Genomic DNA, 19,047 nt, shown 5'->3' on the forward strand with positions numbered 1-19,047 from the left:
GATAGGGGCCCCGCAGCGGCGAGAGAGGGGACTGGCATGCGCGTTTTGCTGATCGAGGACGATAGCGCGACGGCGCAGTCGATCGAGTTGATGCTCAAATCCGAGAGCTTCAACGTCTACACCACCGACCTCGGTGAGGAAGGCGTCGATCTCGGGAAACTCTACGACTACGACATCATCCTCCTGGATCTTAATCTGCCCGACATGTCGGGCTTCGAGGTGCTGCGCTCCCTTCGCGTCGCGAAGGTCAAGACGCCGATCCTCATCCTGTCCGGCCTTGCCGGCATCGAGGACAAGGTCCGCGGTCTCGGCTTCGGCGCCGACGACTACATGACCAAGCCCTTCCACAAGGACGAACTCGTCGCGCGCATCCACGCGATCGTGCGCCGCTCCAAGGGCCATGCCCAGTCGGTCATCAATACCGGCGACCTCGTCGTCAATCTCGACCAGAAGACCGTCGAGGTTCACGGCCAGCGCGTGCATCTGACCGGCAAGGAGTACCAGATGCTGGAGCTGCTCTCGCTCCGCAAGGGCACCACGCTGACCAAGGAAATGTTCCTGAACCACCTCTATGGCGGCATGGACGAGCCCGAACTCAAGATCATCGACGTTTTCATCTGCAAGCTGCGCAAGAAGCTTGCGAACGCCTCGAACGGCAAGAACTACATCGAGACGGTGTGGGGCCGCGGCTATGTGCTGCGCGAGCCGTCCGACGACGAGGCGCGGATTCCGGCGTGAGCCGCATCATCCCCGCGGGGGCGGGGATGTCGTAGACGTGCGTTGAATCTCCTCTGCCATGTCACTGAAAACCCCGCCGGAAACGGCGGGGTTTTTTTGTTGCCGACCGGCCGGCTGGCGCTATGCAACTTCCCCCTACCCCGGCACCATTCCTGCGGGATGGTTGTGCCTATTCAAGCGGGGGGCGCCTGCGGCGTGCGCCCTGCGACCGGAGGGCAAGAACACCGCAGCCAGTCCTCCATTACCGCGGCGTTAACCATAACGGTGGGTAGCGCCTCGCTGCCATGGTTTTGTCGCTTACAGTCCATTGTTGCGCCTTTACTTGCGTTTAACCACGCGGGTCCAAGGTGAATGGGGGAAATATTTCTCTTGGGTTGTGTGGGGGTTTTGCGTTCCATGACGCGTGCGACCACGGGCCGGCGCGTCAAAACGCGTCATCGGTCGGCTGCGCCATTGATCGCGCGCATCGCGGGGACCCCGCGGTTCGCGGGCTCTCTTGCGCGCGGCGCCGCGGCCGTTGCGATCGGCTTTGCGATCGTGACCGGAACGCTCACCGTCGCGGGATGGCTGCTGTCCATCACCACCGACGCGAAGGAAGAGCGGCGCAGCACGATCGGCCTGCCGCCCCAAAGCAAGTTTGCCTGGCTGACGCTGCCGGCGCCGACCGTGGCCATCGCTTCCACCGTCCCCTACATCACCCGCAACTGGCCCGACGAAGAGGACAAGGCCGCAGTCACCGGCTCGGTTGAGCCCCGAACGGTCGCCCTGCCCTCCTCGGGCTTCCTCGGCGGTGACGCCGACGACCCGATCTTTTCCGGCATGCCCGGCCACGGCGCTTACCATTTCGAGCGCCGGTTCTCCGCCGTCACGAACCGCTTCGAGCAGCCGGTTCGCCCCGCGATCATCCCGCCGATGATCATTCCGCGCACGCGTCCGAAGCTTGCCGCGCTGCCGCCGGCCAAGGGTCTCGCCATTCCGGACGAAGATCCGCAACTCGCCAAGACCGCGATCTACGACATCAATGCCAAGGCGGTGTACATGCCGAACGGCGAGAAGCTCGAGGCGCATTCGGGCTATGGCCAGTACATGGACGACCCCAAGCATGTGAAGCTTCGCATGCGGGGCGTAACGCCGCCCAACACCTATCGCTTGACCATGCGCGAGTCGCGCTTCCACGGCGTCGAAGCGATCCGCATGAATCCGGAAGACCGCGACGGGATGTTCGGACGCAACGGCATCCTGGTTCACCCCTACATGCTCGGACCGAACGGCCAGTCGAATGGCTGCGTCTCGATCAAGGACTATCCGAAGTTCCTCGCCGCCTTCAAACGCGGCGAAGTCAACCGCATGATCGTGGTGTTCCGCCTGCCCGAGCCGCCCGCGACCTATGCGCGGCGCCACATGGGCAAAACCGCGAAAGCGCTGTAGGCCCCGGCCGGCTCATTCCGCCATTACGTTTGTCGCGCGGGGTGAGCCTTGCGTGCTCCTGTATGCGCAGCGATGACGATCGCCGCGATCAGAAGCAAGGTCAGCATCGTCTTCATCACGCCACCTGCACTCTCCTCTCTGGGAAGACCTCGGACGGCGGCGGCAATGTGAGACGCCGCAACGCGCCGGCTCCCGGACATGGCGGGGTCGGCGGCTCGGGCTCACGGTCGAAATTCACCTGCAGCACATTCTGCTCGCGGCCGATGACATAGCGCTCGAGCCTCGTCGCGATCATGGCCTCAGCTCCTATTGAAGCGAGCGACCCTGATCGGGATCGGAATCGCTGCCGCGCAGACGATCGCGCAGGCGCCGCTTGCGGATGGTTCTCGGGCCGTGCGGCGTCGCCTCATTGGCCTCCTGGTCGAGTTCGCGCAGCGCATCCATGATGTCGTCGAAGCGCACTTTGGAACCGCCCGGGATTTCGCGCAGCTCGGGCGCGGCTTCCAGCGCGCAGGCATCCGACGCCCAGGACGCGAGGATCGCGCGCTTCTCGTTCAGGGTGAGATCGCGATCGCGCACCACATCGCCGGGATGCGCGAAGGCGCGCGCGGGATGGAGCAGGTCATCGATAGTGAAGTCTCTCACAGCGATATCCTCCGCAGAGCAACATGGCCATGAGCGAAACACCGGACGTCGTCCGGCGTCCGCGACAGGCCCTTCCCGGGCCCTGTCGGAGGAGCGATTTAGGGCAGAGCCGCCCGCCGTCAAGAGGGGGAAAAGGAGCGAATAAACGCTGCATTTTCAATAGTTTAAAGACCGAATCCCGGATGTCCGGCTGGCCGCGCTCAGCCTTCGCCGCGACCGTCGCGCTTCACCGCAAGGCCATGGCCGAGCGCCACGCGTTCGTCGAACACGAAACAGTCGCCGCGCCAGCGGCTGTCCGCTTCGGGAATCTTCTCCAGGTAATTCAGGATGCCGCCCTTCAGGTGATAGACCTCGGGAAAGCCGCGCGCGAGCAGAGAGGCGCTCGCCTTCTCGCAGCGGATGCCGCCGGTGCAGAACATCGCGATCTTGCGATGCCGGCCCGGATCGAGCGCGCGGGCGACGTAATCGCGAAATTCGCCGAAGCGCGAGAGCTTCGGATCGACCGCACCATCAAAGCTGCCCATCGCAACCTCGAAGGCGTTGCGCGTGTCGATCACCAGCGTGTCCTCGTCGGCGATCAGCGCGTTCCAGTCGGCGGGATCGACATAGATGCCGACCTGCCTGGTCGGGTCCGTCGCCCGATCCCCGAGCGTGACGATTTCCTTCTTCAGCCGCACCTTGAGCCGCTGGAACGGCATCTCGTCGGCCGTGGAATATTTCAGTTCGAGATTGTCGAGCCGTCCGCCGAACAGCGAACCATGACGCAGCTCACGGATCAGCGCGTCGATCGCCTCATCCGCGCCGGCCAAAGTGCCGTTGATGCCTTCGTGCGCAAGCAGGATCGTGCCCTTGATCGCAAGCCCGGCGCAGAGCGCCCGCAGCGGCTCACGCAGCTCGCGGAAATCCGGCAACGCGACGAATTGATAGAGGGCGGCGACTTTCAGAGGCATGGGCGCGGATGTAGCAAAGATAAGGGGACCAGTGCGGTTCAATTACCGATGAGGCACAAATAGGTCGAGGCGGTGTTCGCCTGTCTCTCGGCTCCAGAGTTATCGAACGAGTTCAGTTTACACAGGCTGATTGCAACCGGGATTGCCCATGTTGGAAAATCAAAGATGGGCAAATCCGGCCTGCAACTGGCGTATTTTTCGCGATCCGTCCCTCATATGCTCCGGGCCCTGCGATGCAGCCTATGTCATTATGAAAGTCATCAAAGACCGCTTCTTAGACGAGAGGGCTAAGTCGTCTCTTTCGCTAAGTCTCTCTTTCTTCGTGGTTGTTGGTTTATGCAAAAGCGGCGAACGCTTCCGCTGTAAAGATGCCGATATCGTTGAGATTTTAGACAAGAAGGAGCAAGGCTAAATACCGGATTTGAGGTCATGGTCCGGCACGCGAAAAACCCCCTTAATGCATTCCGGATTACGTACGCAAATTTGTATGTGCGTCTTGTTGTAAAATCCGGAGTCGTCGTACATGCGCCCGCCCTCAATGAAAACACCTTTAACAGAGTCGAACGGCTTTTGGCGGCCCACTTGAAGAACGTGATGAAGGTGGTTCACCACGGCGCAATCCAACTTCCTTAGAAGCTTGTCTTCATCATTACCGCTATTCTTCGGAATAGGGCTGCCGGCCTTGTTGCTATATGCGATGAAATCCTTGTGTGCTCCTCGGATCGCACGCACGCCTGCAGATGTTGTGAGATCTAAGCAGTATCCAAGATCTATGATCGCGCCGACAACGTACGGCTCTTTTATCTTGCCGTTGCGCTCTTTCCATTCATTCGCAAACTCAAGCCCTCGGATGGGGTTCGCCTCCCAGAAATAAATCCCCCACCCGAGCCAATCGTATTCGTTACGGCTCTCTTCAAACGGGGTGCCATCGATAAGGCTATCGCCCACGTCTCGGTCGCAGCCGTGGTAGCCAAGAACGAACGTGGTTGAGAGGCGATGCAACTTAAGCGGCGGCGGGCTCTACCTTTTTGCGAGCATACGGCCCGGTGAGGTTGCCTTGGGCGTCGATAACGCCTTCCTTTTGCAAGAATTCTCGCGCCATTTCAGGCGTGACCGTATTGGCTTCACGCACCCGCGCAATCGTCGCTAGAATGTCCTGAAGTTCCTGCTCACTCATGACGACTCCCCCGGCGCTAGGGTGCGCCTCGCCCGTTAAGCGAGACTTACGCTATTGTGTGTCGCCGCACAGACCAACTGTGTTCGACGGATATGGTTTCTGTGTGGCAACGGCGCCACACAATAAAGTGTAGCAGGCCGAATGGGCAATGTTCCTGCAAATACAATGTTGTCCCATCGCATCGATTGTGAAAATAATCTTATTTCAAGCTGATCCGCTATCGGAGCCATTCCGGGCTCTTGACTGATTTGGATCTATGATTATATTCCTATTCATCCCATCCACCGAGGGCGTTGTCATGAGACGTCATGAGGGCGGGATGGGATGCGGCGCCTGCGGGCGGGGCTCGTAACCCTGCCTCCGGGACGCTCTGGGTTGGCCGTCCGCCCCTACTGACGAGGGGCCGCAGGTAGACCTGCTGGACGACGGTCTGGTCGAAGGCGGGCGAAAGCCTGCCGGATCGGAGGGGGCGCGGCTCCTTCTGTCCAGACCCGGAAGAACGGCTCCGGAGCGCGAAATCGCCGCGGACTGCGCGCCGAGAGGCGGCCGCATGGCGCTGACGTCATGCGGCACAAGGACTGGCCTGCGCCTCCCGGCGCGCCGTCCCCCTCCCTTTCGCGGAGGGCCAGAAAAGTGAAGGGCGTACCCGGCGCCCTGACAAACAACACGGGCGCTGCCGCCTGCCCGCTTTCACATTGCGGCTTTCACACTTGCCGCTTTCCTCGAGGAAAAACCGCGCTATGCACTCACCCGCTCATGCCGGCGAAGCCCTCAAGCTGGTCATTCCGGGGCGCCGGCGACAGTCGAGAAATCATGGACGCCACATCCAACACCGCGCAGGCCGCTTCGGCGCACCGCGCACCGATCCCAGGACGCACCGCCACATTGATCGGCTTCTGCGCGGTGATGCTGTGGGGCACGCTCGCCACGCTCACGACGCTGAAGGGCGGCGACATTCCGCCATTCCAGTCGACCGCGATCACCTTCGCGGTCGGCGGCGCGACGATCGCGCTCTATGCGATCGCGGTGGGACGCAGCCGCGCCATGGTGCCGACGCTGCCGTCCTTTCTGCTCGGCATCTACGGGCTGTTCGTCTTTCATGTTCTGTATTTCGCGGCACTGAAATTCGCGCCGCCCGCCGAGGCCGGTCTCATCGCCTCGCTCTGGGCGCTGCTCACCGTGCTGTTCTCCGGATTTCTTCCCGGCGTGACGCTGAGCTACCGCCACGTCGTCGGCGCGCTGATGGGCTTCACCGCGGCGGCGCTCCTCGTCTTCGACAAGCTCGGCGCATCGGCCGGCCATCCGGATGCATTGCTCGGCTTCAGCTTCGCTTTCGCGAGCGCCGTGGTCTGGGCGACCTATTCGGTGATGTCGCGGACGATTGCAGCGGTGCCGAGCGAGAGCGTGGCGCCGGCCTGTTTTGCCACGGCTCTCCTTGCACTTGCGTGCAATCTGCTCTTCGAGGGCTGGGTCGCGCCATCCGCGCCGCAATGGATCGCGATGGTGTTTCTCGGGCTTGGTCCGATCGGCGCCGCCTTCATGCTGTGGGACATCGGCATGAAGCAAGGCAACGTCGCCTTTCTCGGCGTGCTCGGCTACGCCTCGCCGGTGATTTCGACGGCGCTGCTCATCCTGCTCGGCCTTGCCGCTCCGACCTGGGTGCTGGTGGTGTCGGTGACGCTGATCATGATTGCGGCGCGGCTTGCAGCGCCGCGCCGGCGCAAGGCGTGACCACCCCTCAGGACGCGAGACTGCGCAGCGGAAGCGGCACGACCCTGTCCGATGTGTGGGAGAGCGCGTACAGCCCCCGTTTGTCGGGTACCGACTTGAAGGCCTGGGTCAGCCCGATCGTGGTCTCCGCCGCCCCGAGGATCAGGAAGCCATCATGCGCGATGACGCGCGCCAGTTTCTCGAGCACCGCGGTCTTGGTGTCCTGCTCGAAATAGATCAGCACGTTGCGGCAGATGACGAGATCGAACGACCCGAGGCGAGAGAAATCGGACAACAGATTGAAGCTCCGAAACTGCACCATGCGGCGGATCTCGGGCGCGATCTGCCAGAGGTCGCCGTTCTGCGTGAAATATTTCACGAGGAGATGGATCGGCAGCCCGCGCTGCACCTCGAACTGGGTGTAAAGGCCGGCCCGCGCCTTCTCCAGCACGTCTTCCGAAATGTCGGTCGCCAGAAGGTCGATGCGGAAACCGTCAAGCGAGGCGCCCATCTCCTTGATGGCCATGGCGATCGAATACGGCTCCTGCCCGGTCGATGCAGCCGCGCACCAGATGCGGATGCGCTTGTGGCTCCCCCGCGCCGCGATCAGGGTCGGCAGGACATGGTTCTTGACATGATCGAAGGGCACGCGATCGCGGAAGAAGAAGGTCTCGTTGGTGGTCATCGCCTCGACCACTTCGGCGATCAGCGCTTCATCGGTGCCTGCGCGAAGCCGGCAGGTGAGTTCGGTCAGGCTCTGGATCTTGTTCCGCCGGGCAACCGGCATCAGCCGGCTCTCGACCAGATACTGTTTCTCCGCCGACAGCATCAGGCCGGACCGCTCCTTCAGGAGCTTGCGGATGAAGTCATAGTCGGAACCGGTCACGAGCGCCTCCGAAAGGCGTTCGCGATCGCGGGCGCAATATCCGCAAGCGGAAGCACTTGCGAGCACAGCCCGGCCTGTGCGACCGCGCCGGGCATACCCCAGACGATGCTGCTCGCCTCATCCTGCGCGATGATGCTGCCGCCCGAACTGACGATGTCGGCGCCGCCCTGGACGCCGTCGGTGCCCATTCCGGTGAGGACGAGCCCGAGAACCCAGCTCCCCCACACCTCGGCCGCCGATGAGAACAGCACATCGACCGACGGCTTGCAGAAATTCACAGGCGCGGAATCGTCGAGCGCCACCACCGGCTGGCCGTTGTTGCGGACGACCTTGAAATGCTGATGTCCGGGAGCAACGTAGATGCGCCCCGCGCGGATCGGCTCGCCATGCTCTGCTTCGCGCGCAAGACGCCCCGTGACCCGGCCGAGATGTTCGGCAAGGATCGTGGTGAAGGTGGGCGGCATATGCTGCGTGATCAGGACGGGCGCGACGTCGATCACCGCACCAAGATGGCTGCAGACTTCGTCGAGCGCCTGCGGACCGCCGGTGGACGCGCCGATCACCAGAACGCGCGGCGCGGTTGCCGGAGCCTGCCGCAACGCGAAGGGCCGCCGAGGCGACGTCTCCCTCTCCCTCAAGGGCACGGGCGCCCGCGCGTGAGGAAGGCGCCGCGCGCGCGCACCGAGCTCGCGAATCTTCGCGACCAGTGCGTGGCGATAATTGTCGTTCGTGATCGTGCCTTGCGCATCGGGCTTCTGGATGCAGTCGAGCGCGCCAAGGGACAACGCGCGCAGCGTGACCTCGCCGTTGCGGCGCGTCAGGGTCGACGCCATGATCACCGCCAGACCGGGCTTCTTCTGCAACAGGAGCGGAAGTGCGGTGATGCCATCCATGTCCGGCATCTCGACATCGAGCACGACGACATCGGGAGCGGCGCGATCAAAATAATTCAACGCCTCGCGCCCTGTACGCACCGAAGCAACGATCGCGATGCCCGGCTCGACCTCGAGCCAGCGCCGGATGAAGCCTCGCGCGACCGCGGAATCATCGACCACCATGACGCGGAGCGGGGACGCGGTGTTGGGCGACAATACGCCGGTATCGGGGAGCGCCGTCACGTTCTTCTCAACATGCAACCGTCAAACGGGGCGTCAGATCAGTCCGACTTCCTGAAATTTTGCTTCCACGATGTCGCGGTCGAACGGCTTCATGATGTATTCATTCGCGCCCGCATGCAGAGCGCGCGCAATATGCGCGACATCGTTCTCGGTGGTGCAGAAAACGACCTTCGGCTGATCGCCGCCCGGCATGCGCCGCAGCGCCTTGAGAAAATCGTATCCATCCATTCTCGGCATGTTCCAGTCGAGCAGGATCGCGTCAGGGAGCATCCGCTGACACTGATCGAGGGCCTGCTGGCCGTCCTCGGCTTCCATGATCTGGAAATCCAGTCCTTCCAGGATGCGTTTCGCGACTTTCCGGATCACGCTGGAATCGTCCACGACCAAACAGGTCTTCATGATATCCTCACTCGCTTTTCTAGCGGATTGACCCGCACTCTGTGCCGCTTCATGCGGCGATTTCCATCGGCTTCAGATCGATCAGCCTGTCGACGTCCAGGACCACCAGCAGTCTGTCATCGAGGCGATGAACACCCGCGGCGACATGCCGGAGCCGCTCGTCGAGATTGGCCGGCGCCGCTTCGGCCGTGTCAGCGCCGAGCTTGAGCACCTCGCCAACCGCGTCGATCACCAGACCGTAGGATTCCTTGTCGCTTTCAAGACCGACCGCCAGATGCGCACGGCTGCTGCCGGTAATGCCCAGCCGCCGCGCAAGATCGATCACGGTCACGATGCGCCCCCGCAGATTGATCACCCCGGCAATGTCATCGGGTGCGAGCGGAACACGCGTAATCTGATTGAGCACGAAAACATCCTGCACGCGCGCGATCGGGAGCCCGAACAATTGCGAGCCGACGGTGACGGTGACGTACTCGGCGCTTCCAGAGTGTGATGCGTTGGTCATGCGTCAGGCCGCCTGGCTCGTGACCGTGTCGGTCTGTTCCTTGATCGCGGCGATCAGGCCCTGGCGATCGAATTTCGCGACGAAATCGTGAAAGCCCGCGTGTCTGACTCGCTCGATCATGTCCGGCGTCGTCATAGCCGACAGAGCGATCAGCGGGATTTGCGCGCTGGCATTTTCGGCGCGAAGCGCGCGCGCCAGCGCGAGCCCGTCCATGCCGGGCATCTGAAGGTCGGTCACGATGACATCGAAGTTGCGACCGCTGCGGATCATGCCGAACGCTTCGTGACCGCTCGCTGCCGTGGTCACGGTGTAACCTGCCGCGCGCAGAACCGGCACCAGCATGTTGCGGAAGAACGCGGAATCGTCGACCAGCAGGAGATGACGTTTCGACTTTTGCGACGTGCTGCTGCCGAACCAGCCTGTATAGGCAAGCGGCAGATAATGGCCGACATCGAGGATGTCGGTCGCCTCGCCCTTCACGATCGCGGATCCGAGGACGCCCGGCCATCCATCACTGGGATCGATCTCGAATTCCTCTTCGACGATATCGACAATCTGGTCCACCACCAGCGCCATCGAACGCTCGCCGTCGGAGAAGACCAGAAGCGGCTGCGATCCGCTCTCACGGATCCGCACGTTCTCGCCGGGACAGATCAGCGGCATCAGATGTCCGCGATATTGCACCACATGCCGTCCGCCGGTCGTCTCGATGCTGCCAACATCGATTTCCTCGAGGCGCGTGACGAGCGACAACGGAACCGCACGCGGCGCATTCGAGCCCGCACGAAAGATCAACAGCGCGGTCTTGTTGCGCTCGGCAAAGTTCTTCTCGCTATCCGCGACGGTTTCAAGGGTTAACGCGCCGCTCCGTACCGAACCGAAAGCCGCGGCTATCCCGTTGGGATCGAGGATCATGATCACCGAGCCATCACCGAGGATGGTGTTACCTGAGAAGGCATGGATGTGCCGCAGCTTGCTCGCCAGCGGCTTGACCACGATTTCCTCGGTGTGGAAGACGCGGTCGACAATGATGCCGAAACACTCGGCTCCGACCTGCGTCACCACGACAAAGCCGTTCTCGGTTTCCTGCTCGGCCGCCTCTCCAAGGCGCAGATATTTGCGCAGGAAAATCAGCGGCAGCAATTTGTTGCGCAACCGAAGGACCGGCGTATCCTTGATCCTCTCAACGCGATGCTCGCCATGCGCGCGCACCCGCACGAGCTCCATCACCGCGACCTGCGGCAGGGCGAAACGCTCGCCCGCGGCTTCGACAATGAGCGCGGACACAATCGCCAGCGTCAGCGGGATCTTGATGGTGAAGACCGTGCCTTGCCCGGGCACCGACTTGACCTCGATCGTGCCGCCGATCTGATCGATGTTGTTTTGCACGACGTCCATGCCGACGCCGCGACCCGAAACATTGGTAACCGACTCCGCCGTCGACATGCCGCGCGCAAAGATGAAGCGCTGAAGCTGCGACTCCGACATTTTCGCGACCTCGGCCTCGGTGGCCAGGCCGCTTTTGAGGACTTTCGCAGCGATCTTGCTGCGGTCGAGACCGCGGCCATCGTCGGACACTTCGATCACGATGTGCCCGCCTTCGTGACGGGCGGTCAGGCGGATCGTCCCGCGCTCCGGTTTCCCCGCGGCGCGGCGCTCCACAGGCGTTTCGATCCCGTGATCCGCCGAATTGCGCACCATGTGCGTGAGCGGGTCCTTCATCAGATCGAGAACCTGCCGGTCGAGTTCGGTGTCCGCGCCAAGCATTTCGAGCTCGATCTGCTTTCCGAGTTCGACGGAGAGGTCCCGTACCAGACGCGGCAGCTTCTGCCAGGCATTGCCGATCGGCTGCATCCGGGTCTTCATCACCCCTTCCTGCAATTCGGCCGTCACATGCGACAGCCGTTGCAGCGGCACCTTGAACTCGGTCTCGGCCTGGCGGCGCGCGAGCTCCATGAGCTGGTTGCGCGTCAGCACCAGTTCGGAGACCATGGTCATAAGGTGTTCGAGCGTCTCGACATTGACGCGGATCGACTGGCTCGCGACCTTCGCGTCCGAGCGCTCGCTCGATTTCCGGTCATCGGGCTTGTGGCTCACCGGCTCCGGGCCGGGCGTGTCGCGAAACGCACGCTCCAGTTCATCGAGCGTCGCCTCGCCGGGCTTCAGCGGCCGTTCGAGAACCTGATAAGTGAGGGTTCCGGACACCTGCGACCTGTTGCCCGCCTGTGCCATGGCATCGAGTTGCGCGATCAGATCGTCATCAGTACCGGCCGGCTCTCCCTGATGCTTTTCCAATCCATCGAGGATGTTCTTGATGCGATCCAGCGTCGCAAGGATCAGCGAGACCGCGTCGTGGCTGACCGGCATCCCGTCGCGGAAGCGAGACATCAGGCTCTCTGCCGCGTGCGTCAGCGCTTCAAGACGCGGCAGATTGAGAAAGCCGCAGGTGCCCTTGATCGTGTGGACCAGGCGGAAGATGTTGGCGAGGATTTCGGTGTTGTTGGGCTCCTGCTCGAAACGTACGAGCTCGGAATCCACATTATCGAGACTCTCATGGGTCTCGGTCAGGAAATCCCGCAGCAACTCGTCCATGGCAATAGGCCTTCCGCGCCGGGAGGTCCTCCCGCGCTGCACCGTCGACCACGGTAGTGTGTTGCTAACGGTTTAATATTGCGTAATGGAATGCCTCAACGAATCGGCCTTTAACCGGTCGTTAAGTCTCCACCCGCCATTCCCTGAAAGGCGGCGCGACTCGCGAAATGCCGCGAGCGGCCTAGCGGGCAGCGATGACGATCGCCTCGCCTTCGGCGGCTGCCGCTACGGTCAAGCCGCAATCCTGCGCGAGCAAGCTCGTGTAATAGGGCTGCACCGCATGGGCATCGACGCTGCCGCCATGGGTCCCGCCCGCGAGCAAGTCCGGTACGGCCTGCGGGACCTTTGCATAACTGCCGGTCGCCGAAATCCGGAAGCTCATGGTTTCGCCGTTGCCGATCGGATCCACCTGGATCTGGCCACCACGCGGGATCGATTGGCCGGCAATCAGCAGCATGTTGAGCAAGAGCTTAACGCGATTCTTCGGCAGCAGCAGACGCGGCAGATTCCATGTGATCTTGGTCTTCTCGTCTTCCAGAAAGCCGCGCGCCACCTTTTCGGCGTCGCCGAGATCGATCTGCGCGCCGGCCGAACCCGCCGCCCCGAAAGCGAGCCGGCAGAATTGCAGCTTCGCGGAGGCCTGGCGTACGCTTTTCTTGATCAGGTCCATGGCAAAAGCCTTGGTCTCCTGATCGTTGTCGTCTTCCATGACCTCAAGGCCATTGACTATGGCGCCGACAGGGCTGATCAGATCGTGACAGACACGCGAGCACAAGAGCGCCGCGAGGTCGAGAGCCTCGATCCTGATGGGTGTCTCGGTTGACGATTGAGCGACAGGCGCTTGAGCAGCAGAAATAGCGGACATGAATCTGGCTCCGATCAAAGCGGCGGCGGAACGCGAATCACTCGATCATGATGCGGCCGGCCGCTTGATACACCGCACGCGCCAGTGCGCCAAGCTGCGTCTGCTCGCGCGGACATCGCTCGCATGACGCAGGAACTGTCCGATCCGTCGCTGCTCGACGCGCTGACTGGCATTGCGTCCCGCGCCGGCGACGCGATCATGCGCGTGCGTATGGCAGGCGCCAGCGTTCGCACCAAGGCCGACGCCACTCCGGTCACCGAAGCCGATGAAGCCGCGGAGACAATCATCCTCGATGGCCTGTCGCGCATCTTGCCGGGCATCACGGTGGTGTCCGAGGAAGCGGCTTCGCAAGGATCGCTGCCGCAGATTCCGGCGACCTTCATTCTGGTCGATCCGCTCGACGGCACCCGCGAATTTATCGAGGGGCGCGACGAGTTTACGGTCAATATCGCGATCGTGCGGGACGGCCGTCCAATCGCAGGCGTCGTCGGCGCACCGGCTTTGGATGCGATCTGGCGCGGCGCCATTGGCGCAGGTTCGGAGCGGCTGATGCTGCAGCCGGGCGCGGGGCCGGAGGCTGCTCGCGAGCGCACGCCCCTGCGCACGCATCCTCACCGCGAAGGGCCTTGGCGCGCAATGGTCAGCCGTTCGCATCTCGACCCCAAGACCGAAGAGTGGCTCACCCGCTTTCCCGCGATTTCCCGGATGGATTGCGGCTCTTCGGTGAAATTCTGCCGGATTGCGGAAGGCAAGGCCGACGTCTATCCGCGGCTCGGCCGCACATCGGAATGGGACATCGCCGCAGGGGATGCGGTACTCAGCGCCGCCGGCGGCGTGGTGCTGACGCCGGACGGCACGCCGGTACAATACGGACAGATCGCTCGCGGCCTGAAGGTCCCGTCGTTTATCGCATGGGGCGACCCTGCCGACGCCGCGCGATACGGCTGATCAGGGCGCGAGCTGCCGGATGACCTCGGGCCAGTTGCTTTGCGCGGCAGCGAGGATCTTGTCCGGGTCAGCCGCGAAGGCATCGCGGGCACTCTCGGAGTAAAACAGGAAAAGTCTGTCCTTGTGGATAGCCCAGTAAAGGGGATGGCCGGCGCGGGGGACATGCTGCGCGAGCCCCACCGGATCGTGGCCGCCAAATTGGGGCATGTAGACGTCGGGACGCTGCACGAAAGCCGCCTGATTGCCTTCGTTACGGAAGCGCCAGGCGGCGCCCGCATGGGTCACCTCGAACGCCGCGTGTCCGGGCTTCGCTTGGCGGTCGGTGAAATAGGCGACCGGGTCATATCCGTAGATCGCCAGTCCGGAATTCGGGTCGGTGACGATCAGCTCGGTGGTCGCGGCGTGCGCAAGTTGGCACGACAATCCGGTCGGCGCGGCGCAAACAATGAGGCACAGGAGCGCCGCGCGTAGCATGCAACGTTGACGGCGCAGTGTTGTCATGATTCGGTCCAACAAGTGTTCCGATTCGGATGCCTTAACAATATTCGGATGAGTATCCGGTTAAGCCCGCGCGACCGACGTTCTTCATGGAGCACCTGATGCGTTCGCTGATTCGCCTTCTGGCCGCCGCAGCCCTTCTGGCTTGCCTGCAGGGTGAGGCAGCATTTGCGCAGCAGCCGCAGCCGGTGCCGCCGCCCGGTCCGGAGTCCGGGCAGCCGCGACAGCCGCAATATTCCACCAACGAAATTCTGGACAGCGGCCACCGCTTCTTCGGCACGGTGTCCCGCGGGCTTGCTCAGGTGGTCGAGAAGGCCTTCAGCCAGTTCGGCCAGCCGAATGGCTATATCCTCGGCGAAGAAGCCGGTGGCGCGTTCGTCGCCGGCCTGCGCTATGGCGAGGGAACGCTCTACACGAAAAATGCGGGCGATCTCCGCGTCTACTGGCAAGGCCCCTCGATCGGCTTCGATGCCGGGGGCGAAGGCGCGCGGACCATGATGCTGGTCTACAATCTCCCCGCCACGGAGGCGATCTACAACCGGTTCGGGGGCATCGACGGCTCGGCCTATTTCATCGGCGGTTTCGGGATGACCGCGCTCGGCGCGGGAAACATTGTCGTCGTGCCGATCAGGGCGGGGGTTGGACTGAGGCTCGGGGCCAATATCGGCTACCTCAAATTCACGCCAACCGCGACCTGGAATCCCTTTTAAGCGGTCCGGCTTTCGGACGAGTCGGAATTCCCTTTCACGACGGGTATAGGCCGGTTTAGGTTAATCGCGGGAGACGCTGGGAGTGGCGGGACCCTCGTGTCATGGTTCCGTGTTGTTGTCCGCTCAAATCGCGTCCGGGGGTTGGAGTCTTCGCACATGATTGAGCCGGCCATGTATCTCGGCATCGGCTTCCTGCTGGCGAGCCTGATCGGTCTTGTTTTCATTCCCCTGGTCCACGCCCGTGCCGTCCGCCTCACCATGCGCCGCATGGAAGCAGCGACGCCGCTGTCGATGGCCGAAATTCAGGCCGACAAGGATCAGCTCCGCGCCGAATTTGCGATGTCGACCCGCCGGCTGGAGATGAGCGTCGAGCAATTGAAGGCCAAGAGCACCAGCCAGCTGGCCGAGCTCGGCAAGAAAAATGACGCCATCAATCGGCTCAAGGTCGAGCTTGGTGAAAAGGCCGCGACCATTTTTGCGCTGGAAGCGCGCGAAAAGGCGCTGAAAGACCAGATGAAGGCGACGGAAGAGGAACTGTCCGCCAAGGCGCTCGGTCTGCACGAAAACGAACGAAATTTGTCGGACAAGGAAGCCGACCTGGCACGGCTCACGATCGAGCTTGGCGATCGCACCGCGACCACGGAGGCACAGCGCGTCGAGCTGATCTCACTCAAGACGCAGATCGAAGCGCTGCGGCTGCGCATCGGAGACTACGAACGCGACATCAAGACCACCGAAGACCGCCTCGAGAAGGAGCGGGCCGAGCTCGCCGCCGCAACGCAGCATCTGGCGGACGAGCGCGGCAAGGTCGAAAACCTCGGACAGCGCGTCAGCCAGCTCGAACAGCAATTGATCGCACAGACCACCGAAGCCGAGTTGCTCGGCAAGCGCGTGGTCGAGCTGGAAGGCCGGATTTCCGACCAGGGGAAGATTCTCGTCCAACGGGAATATGAGTGCGACCGTCTCCGCGCCGAGCTGGAAAATGCCCGCCGAGCCGGTTTCCATCTACGCGAAGAGCTCACCTCGGCCGGCAGCCAGCATCGCGAAACGATCCAGAATCTGACTGCGGAAAAGGAGCTCTTGCAGAAGGAACTGGAGCTGGCCAATTCCGAGCGAAGCAAATTGCAGGCTGAGGTCGCCACCATGAAGCGGGAGGCCGAAGCCAGCTGGGCGGCCGAGCGGGTCGAGAATGCGCTTTTGCGCGAGCGCATCAACGACGTGGCCGCGGAGATTGCCAAGCTCGCGGTGACCCTGGAGGGGCCGAACTCGCCGATCGAGGCGATCCTGGCGTCCGCCGACACTGCGTCCGGTGCGGCACTCCGCCCGGCAAACGGCCAGGTCCCCCTCCCCGCCAACGACACCGGCGAGGACGACGGAAAGAGCAGCCTCGCCGACCGCATGCGCGCGCTTCAGACACGCGCGTCACGCCTCACGACGTCTTCCTGAAATCAGTCCTCCGCCGCTCCATTGCGCTTCGGAGTGACGGCAATTCGAACGGCGCTTGGCCGGGTATCGCAAGTCATGATGGTCCTGCTCTTCCGGCCCGTGGTCGACCGTTTGTCAGACATGCTTCGCGTACAGCGTCACCTGACGGCGCTGTTGCTCGCCGTGGTCATCGCTTCGGCATCATGGCCCGGCCTGACGGCCACCGAGCATGCCGAGGTCACCAAGCGTCGCGCATCCGAGCGGACGACATTCACCGACGCCGAAATCACCGACGGCTTTTTCCGCATTGTGTTCGGAGCCGAATTCCACGTCTCAGGCCGGGTCGATCGTATCCGCAAATACGAGATGCCGGTCCGCGTTTTTGCGGACAGCCGCGCCAAGCCGGATCGCCGCAAGGAGGTCGCATCCGTGGTCGAGGATATCGCGTCGAAAGTGCGCGGCCTCGATATCGCGATGGCGGATTCCCGCAAGGACGCCAATGTCAACGTGACGCTTGTGCGGGACCGAGACATCGAAAAGACGATTCGGCAATTCTATGGACGCGAACAGGCCGCGAAAATCGTCAAATCCCTCGAGCCGCAATGCCTGTCTGGGTTCCGCAAAGACGATTTGTACCGGATCCAGCATTCCGACGTGATCGTCGTGGTCGATGCCGGCGATTTCATCTTTCTCGATTGCATCTACGAGGAACTGCTGCAGGCGCTGGGCCCGATCAACGATGACGACGATCTGCCCTGGACCATGTTCAACGACGAGGTCCAGATGGGCTATTTCGACATCTTCGACCAGTATCTCCTGAATATCCTGTACGATCCGCGCATTCGCGCCGGCATGACCAAGGATCAGGTGAAGGAATTGCTGCCGCAGATCCTTCCTGACGTGCGGGCCTGGGTGACGAAAGTGAACGGGCTCAAGCCCGACTGAAGGCAACTCAGCGCCGTCGCTCGGACCGGTAGGCTCACAGCCCCTTGAGCCACTCGATGATCTGGCTGCGGGACTGGTACGGCGTGGACAGGTGCATGCTGGCCGTGACCAGATATTTGCTTTTCGGATGCGGCGCTGCGCGACCGAAAATGTAATCCTTGCCGTGGAAGATGATCGGGTCCGCAACGCCGACGATCCACAGAAGCGGTACGTTTTCGATGGCGGCCGCATTCTTCGGCATCACGGCAGGACCGTCCGGATCGAACATCGAAAGATAGACGACGGGCGTCGCGCGCACCGAAAACGGAATGCCCTGCGCAAGATCGGGAAAAGTCCTGCGCACGTCGCCCTTGCCGGCGGCGACCAACTTGCGGGCTTCGGCGATGGCACTTCCGGTGCGGGCGCGCAGCGCCCAGGCCTCCGGCAGATGGCCAGGCGCAAGTGCGACGACGGCATGCAGATCCTTGCGCCGCGCTGCGTATCCGATGGCGGCGTTCGCACCGAGGCTGTGGCCGATCACGGCGATCTTCCTGGCGCCGGCTTTCTTCAAGCGCTCCGCCGCGGCGTCGATTTCATCCATCGCCTGATCGAAAGTCGCGTCGTAGATTCGCCGCGCCGACCATGGCATCTCCGGAGCCTCGACGAGCGCGCCGCTGCGCTTCAGGGACTCGTGAAGCCCCTCGATCGCGGTGGTCGGTGTGCCGCCCTTGCCATGAATGAGAACAATGCCGAGATCGGACAGGTCGCGCTGCGCGAGCGACCGGTCAGTTCCCGTGATCATCAGCAATGCAGCGCAGACGCCGACGACGGCTCTGCGGACGCGCCTAATCATGATTCAGCCCGGTTCGAATCATGGATCGGCATCATAGGGTGGGTTGTCCGGTCGCGCGACCGACCAGGCGGCGATTTTGACCCGCCTATTCGGCGACGCCCACGAGGCCTGCCAGCCGTTCCGGGTCGTCCCGCAGCGGCTGCGAGGGTCCGTCGTAAATGATGCGGCCCTTGTCCATCACCAGCACACGGGGCGAGAAGGCGAGCGCAACGCGGCTGTTCTGTTCCACAAGCACGATCGTGAGCGCGCCCTCATCCCGCAGCTTGCCCAGCACCTCGGCCAGGGTTTCGACCAGCACGGGAGCAAGCCCCTCTGTCGGCTCGTCCATCAGGAGCACCTGCGGGTTGGTCATCAGCGCGCGCGCGATCGAGAGCATTTGCTGCTCGCCGCCGGAGAGCTGATTGCCCATATTGCCGAGGCGTTCGCGCAGCCGGGGAAACAGCTCGAAAATGCGCGCCTCGGTCCAATAGCCGGGACGCGCGGCGATCTCGAGATTTTCCCGTACCGAGAGCGAAGGGAAGATTTCCCGCTCCTGCGGCACGAGCCCCAGGCCTTTGAGCGCCCGCTGATACACCGGAAGTTGTGTGATCGGCTCGCCGTCGAGCAGGACATCGCCTCTCTTCACGCTCGTATGGCCCATGGCGGTGACGAGCAGCGTCGTCTTGCCGACGCCGTT

At 62.8% G+C, this 19,047-nt stretch carries 22 protein-coding genes; 8 read left to right on the forward strand and 14 right to left on the reverse strand.

The genetic code is table 11. The annotated features are described in order from the left end of the window. The first annotated feature begins 36 nt into the window (after positions 1 to 36). Positions 37 to 738 carry a response regulator transcription factor CtrA gene (ctrA, locus tag VN004_RS13880; protein ID WP_325611042.1) on the forward strand — a complete coding sequence of 234 codons (702 nt, stop codon included), beginning with the start codon at positions 37 to 39 and terminating at the stop codon, positions 736 to 738. A gap of 396 nt (positions 739 to 1,134) precedes the next feature. Next, a complete protein-coding gene (locus VN004_RS13885) occupies positions 1,135 to 2,166 on the forward strand; it encodes a DUF2778 domain-containing protein (RefSeq protein ID WP_325611044.1) in 1,032 nt (343 codons plus the stop codon). Positions 2,167 to 2,281: 115 nt separating this feature from the next. Here VN004_RS13885 and VN004_RS13890 read toward each other — a convergent pair whose 3' ends face one another. The 3 genes from VN004_RS13890 to VN004_RS13900 form a co-directional block, all read right to left on the reverse strand. Next, positions 2,282 to 2,461 carry a hypothetical protein gene (locus VN004_RS13890; protein ID WP_325611046.1) on the reverse strand — a complete coding sequence of 60 codons (180 nt, stop codon included), beginning with the start codon at positions 2,459 to 2,461 and terminating at the stop codon, positions 2,282 to 2,284. A gap of 11 nt (positions 2,462 to 2,472) precedes the next feature. Further along, on the reverse strand, positions 2,473 to 2,811 hold the full coding sequence (locus VN004_RS13895; protein WP_325611047.1) for a hypothetical protein: 339 nt from the start codon (positions 2,809 to 2,811) through the stop codon (positions 2,473 to 2,475). Between the two features lie 200 nt (positions 2,812 to 3,011). After that, positions 3,012 to 3,761 carry a rhodanese-related sulfurtransferase gene (locus VN004_RS13900; protein ID WP_325611051.1) on the reverse strand — a complete coding sequence of 250 codons (750 nt, stop codon included), beginning with the start codon at positions 3,759 to 3,761 and terminating at the stop codon, positions 3,012 to 3,014. 148 nt (positions 3,762 to 3,909) lie between these two features. Here VN004_RS13900 and VN004_RS13905 point away from each other — a divergent pair, with 148 nt between their 5' ends. Then, positions 3,910 to 4,173 carry a hypothetical protein gene (locus VN004_RS13905; protein WP_325611053.1) on the forward strand — a complete coding sequence of 88 codons (264 nt, stop codon included), beginning with the start codon at positions 3,910 to 3,912 and terminating at the stop codon, positions 4,171 to 4,173. On the opposite strand, the gene VN004_RS13910 is transcribed toward VN004_RS13905, so the two are convergent. Further along, positions 4,170 to 4,709: a hypothetical protein gene (locus tag VN004_RS13910; protein WP_325611055.1), complete on the reverse strand. Its 540-nt coding sequence runs from the start codon at positions 4,707 to 4,709 to the stop codon at positions 4,170 to 4,172. The two genes, VN004_RS13905 and VN004_RS13910, sit on opposite strands and share 4 nt — an antisense overlap. Positions 4,710 to 4,764: 55 nt before the next feature. Continuing rightward, a complete protein-coding gene (locus tag VN004_RS13915) occupies positions 4,765 to 4,938 on the reverse strand; it encodes a hypothetical protein (protein ID WP_325611057.1) in 174 nt (57 codons plus the stop codon). 813 nt (positions 4,939 to 5,751) lie between these two features. On the opposite strand from VN004_RS13915, the gene VN004_RS13920 reads away from it, so the two are divergent. Next, the gene (locus VN004_RS13920; protein ID WP_325611059.1) at positions 5,752 to 6,669 is read left to right on the forward strand and encodes a DMT family transporter; all 918 of its coding nucleotides are present in this window, start codon (positions 5,752 to 5,754) and stop codon (positions 6,667 to 6,669) included. Between the two features lie 7 nt (positions 6,670 to 6,676). Here the strand turns inward: VN004_RS13920 and VN004_RS13925 are convergent, their stop codons facing one another. The 6 genes from VN004_RS13925 to chpT all read right to left on the reverse strand — a co-directional run bounded on the left by VN004_RS13925 (position 6,677) and on the right by chpT (position 13,013). Next, positions 6,677 to 7,534: a protein-glutamate O-methyltransferase CheR gene (locus tag VN004_RS13925; RefSeq protein ID WP_325611062.1), complete on the reverse strand. Its 858-nt coding sequence runs from the start codon at positions 7,532 to 7,534 to the stop codon at positions 6,677 to 6,679. Continuing rightward, positions 7,531 to 8,592, reverse strand: a complete 1,062-nt coding sequence (locus VN004_RS13930; RefSeq protein WP_325611093.1) for a chemotaxis response regulator protein-glutamate methylesterase — start codon at positions 8,590 to 8,592, stop codon at positions 7,531 to 7,533. Before VN004_RS13930 ends, VN004_RS13925 begins: the two co-directional genes overlap by 4 nt. A gap of 93 nt (positions 8,593 to 8,685) precedes the next feature. Then, positions 8,686 to 9,051: a response regulator gene (locus tag VN004_RS13935; RefSeq protein WP_325611065.1), complete on the reverse strand. Its 366-nt coding sequence runs from the start codon at positions 9,049 to 9,051 to the stop codon at positions 8,686 to 8,688. Between the two features lie 49 nt (positions 9,052 to 9,100). Beyond that, positions 9,101 to 9,556, reverse strand: a complete 456-nt coding sequence (locus tag VN004_RS13940; RefSeq protein ID WP_325611067.1) for a chemotaxis protein CheW — start codon at positions 9,554 to 9,556, stop codon at positions 9,101 to 9,103. Between the two features lie 3 nt (positions 9,557 to 9,559). Next, positions 9,560 to 12,148, reverse strand: a complete 2,589-nt coding sequence (locus VN004_RS13945; RefSeq protein ID WP_325611070.1) for a chemotaxis protein CheW — start codon at positions 12,146 to 12,148, stop codon at positions 9,560 to 9,562. Between the two features lie 181 nt (positions 12,149 to 12,329). Further along, positions 12,330 to 13,013, reverse strand: a complete 684-nt coding sequence (gene chpT / locus VN004_RS13950; protein WP_325611072.1) for a histidine phosphotransferase ChpT — start codon at positions 13,011 to 13,013, stop codon at positions 12,330 to 12,332. A gap of 123 nt (positions 13,014 to 13,136) precedes the next feature. Here chpT and cysQ point away from each other — a divergent pair, with 123 nt between their 5' ends. Next, a complete protein-coding gene (cysQ, locus tag VN004_RS13955; RefSeq protein ID WP_325611074.1) occupies positions 13,137 to 13,961 on the forward strand; it encodes a 3'(2'),5'-bisphosphate nucleotidase CysQ in 825 nt (274 codons plus the stop codon). On the opposite strand, the gene VN004_RS13960 is transcribed toward cysQ, so the two are convergent. Further along, the gene (locus VN004_RS13960; RefSeq protein WP_325611077.1) at positions 13,962 to 14,462 is read right to left on the reverse strand and encodes a YHS domain-containing (seleno)protein; all 501 of its coding nucleotides are present in this window, start codon (positions 14,460 to 14,462) and stop codon (positions 13,962 to 13,964) included. 98 nt (positions 14,463 to 14,560) lie between these two features. Between VN004_RS13960 and VN004_RS13965 the strand changes: the two genes are divergently transcribed. From VN004_RS13965 to VN004_RS13975, 3 genes are all read left to right on the forward strand, one after another. Next, positions 14,561 to 15,169 (forward strand): DUF1134 domain-containing protein, encoded by a 609-nt coding sequence (locus VN004_RS13965; RefSeq protein ID WP_325611079.1) that lies wholly within the window; start codon positions 14,561 to 14,563, stop codon positions 15,167 to 15,169. 156 nt (positions 15,170 to 15,325) lie between these two features. Further along, the gene (locus tag VN004_RS13970; protein ID WP_325611081.1) at positions 15,326 to 16,615 is read left to right on the forward strand and encodes a hypothetical protein; all 1,290 of its coding nucleotides are present in this window, start codon (positions 15,326 to 15,328) and stop codon (positions 16,613 to 16,615) included. Positions 16,616 to 16,735: 120 nt separating this feature from the next. After that, on the forward strand, positions 16,736 to 17,539 hold the full coding sequence (locus VN004_RS13975) for a DUF2927 domain-containing protein (RefSeq protein WP_325611083.1): 804 nt from the start codon (positions 16,736 to 16,738) through the stop codon (positions 17,537 to 17,539). Between the two features lie 34 nt (positions 17,540 to 17,573). Here VN004_RS13975 and VN004_RS13980 read toward each other — a convergent pair whose 3' ends face one another. After that, complete coding sequence (locus tag VN004_RS13980; protein WP_325611086.1) at positions 17,574 to 18,371, reverse strand: alpha/beta hydrolase; 798 nt, start codon at positions 18,369 to 18,371, stop codon at positions 17,574 to 17,576. 85 nt (positions 18,372 to 18,456) lie between these two features. Further along, a partial coding sequence (locus VN004_RS13985; protein ID WP_325611088.1) for an ABC transporter ATP-binding protein occupies positions 18,457 to 19,047 on the reverse strand: 591 nt, incomplete at its 5' end.

Source organism: Pseudorhodoplanes sp. (assembly GCF_035565855.1).
Taxonomy (GTDB): Bacteria; Pseudomonadota; Alphaproteobacteria; order Rhizobiales; family Xanthobacteraceae; genus Pseudorhodoplanes.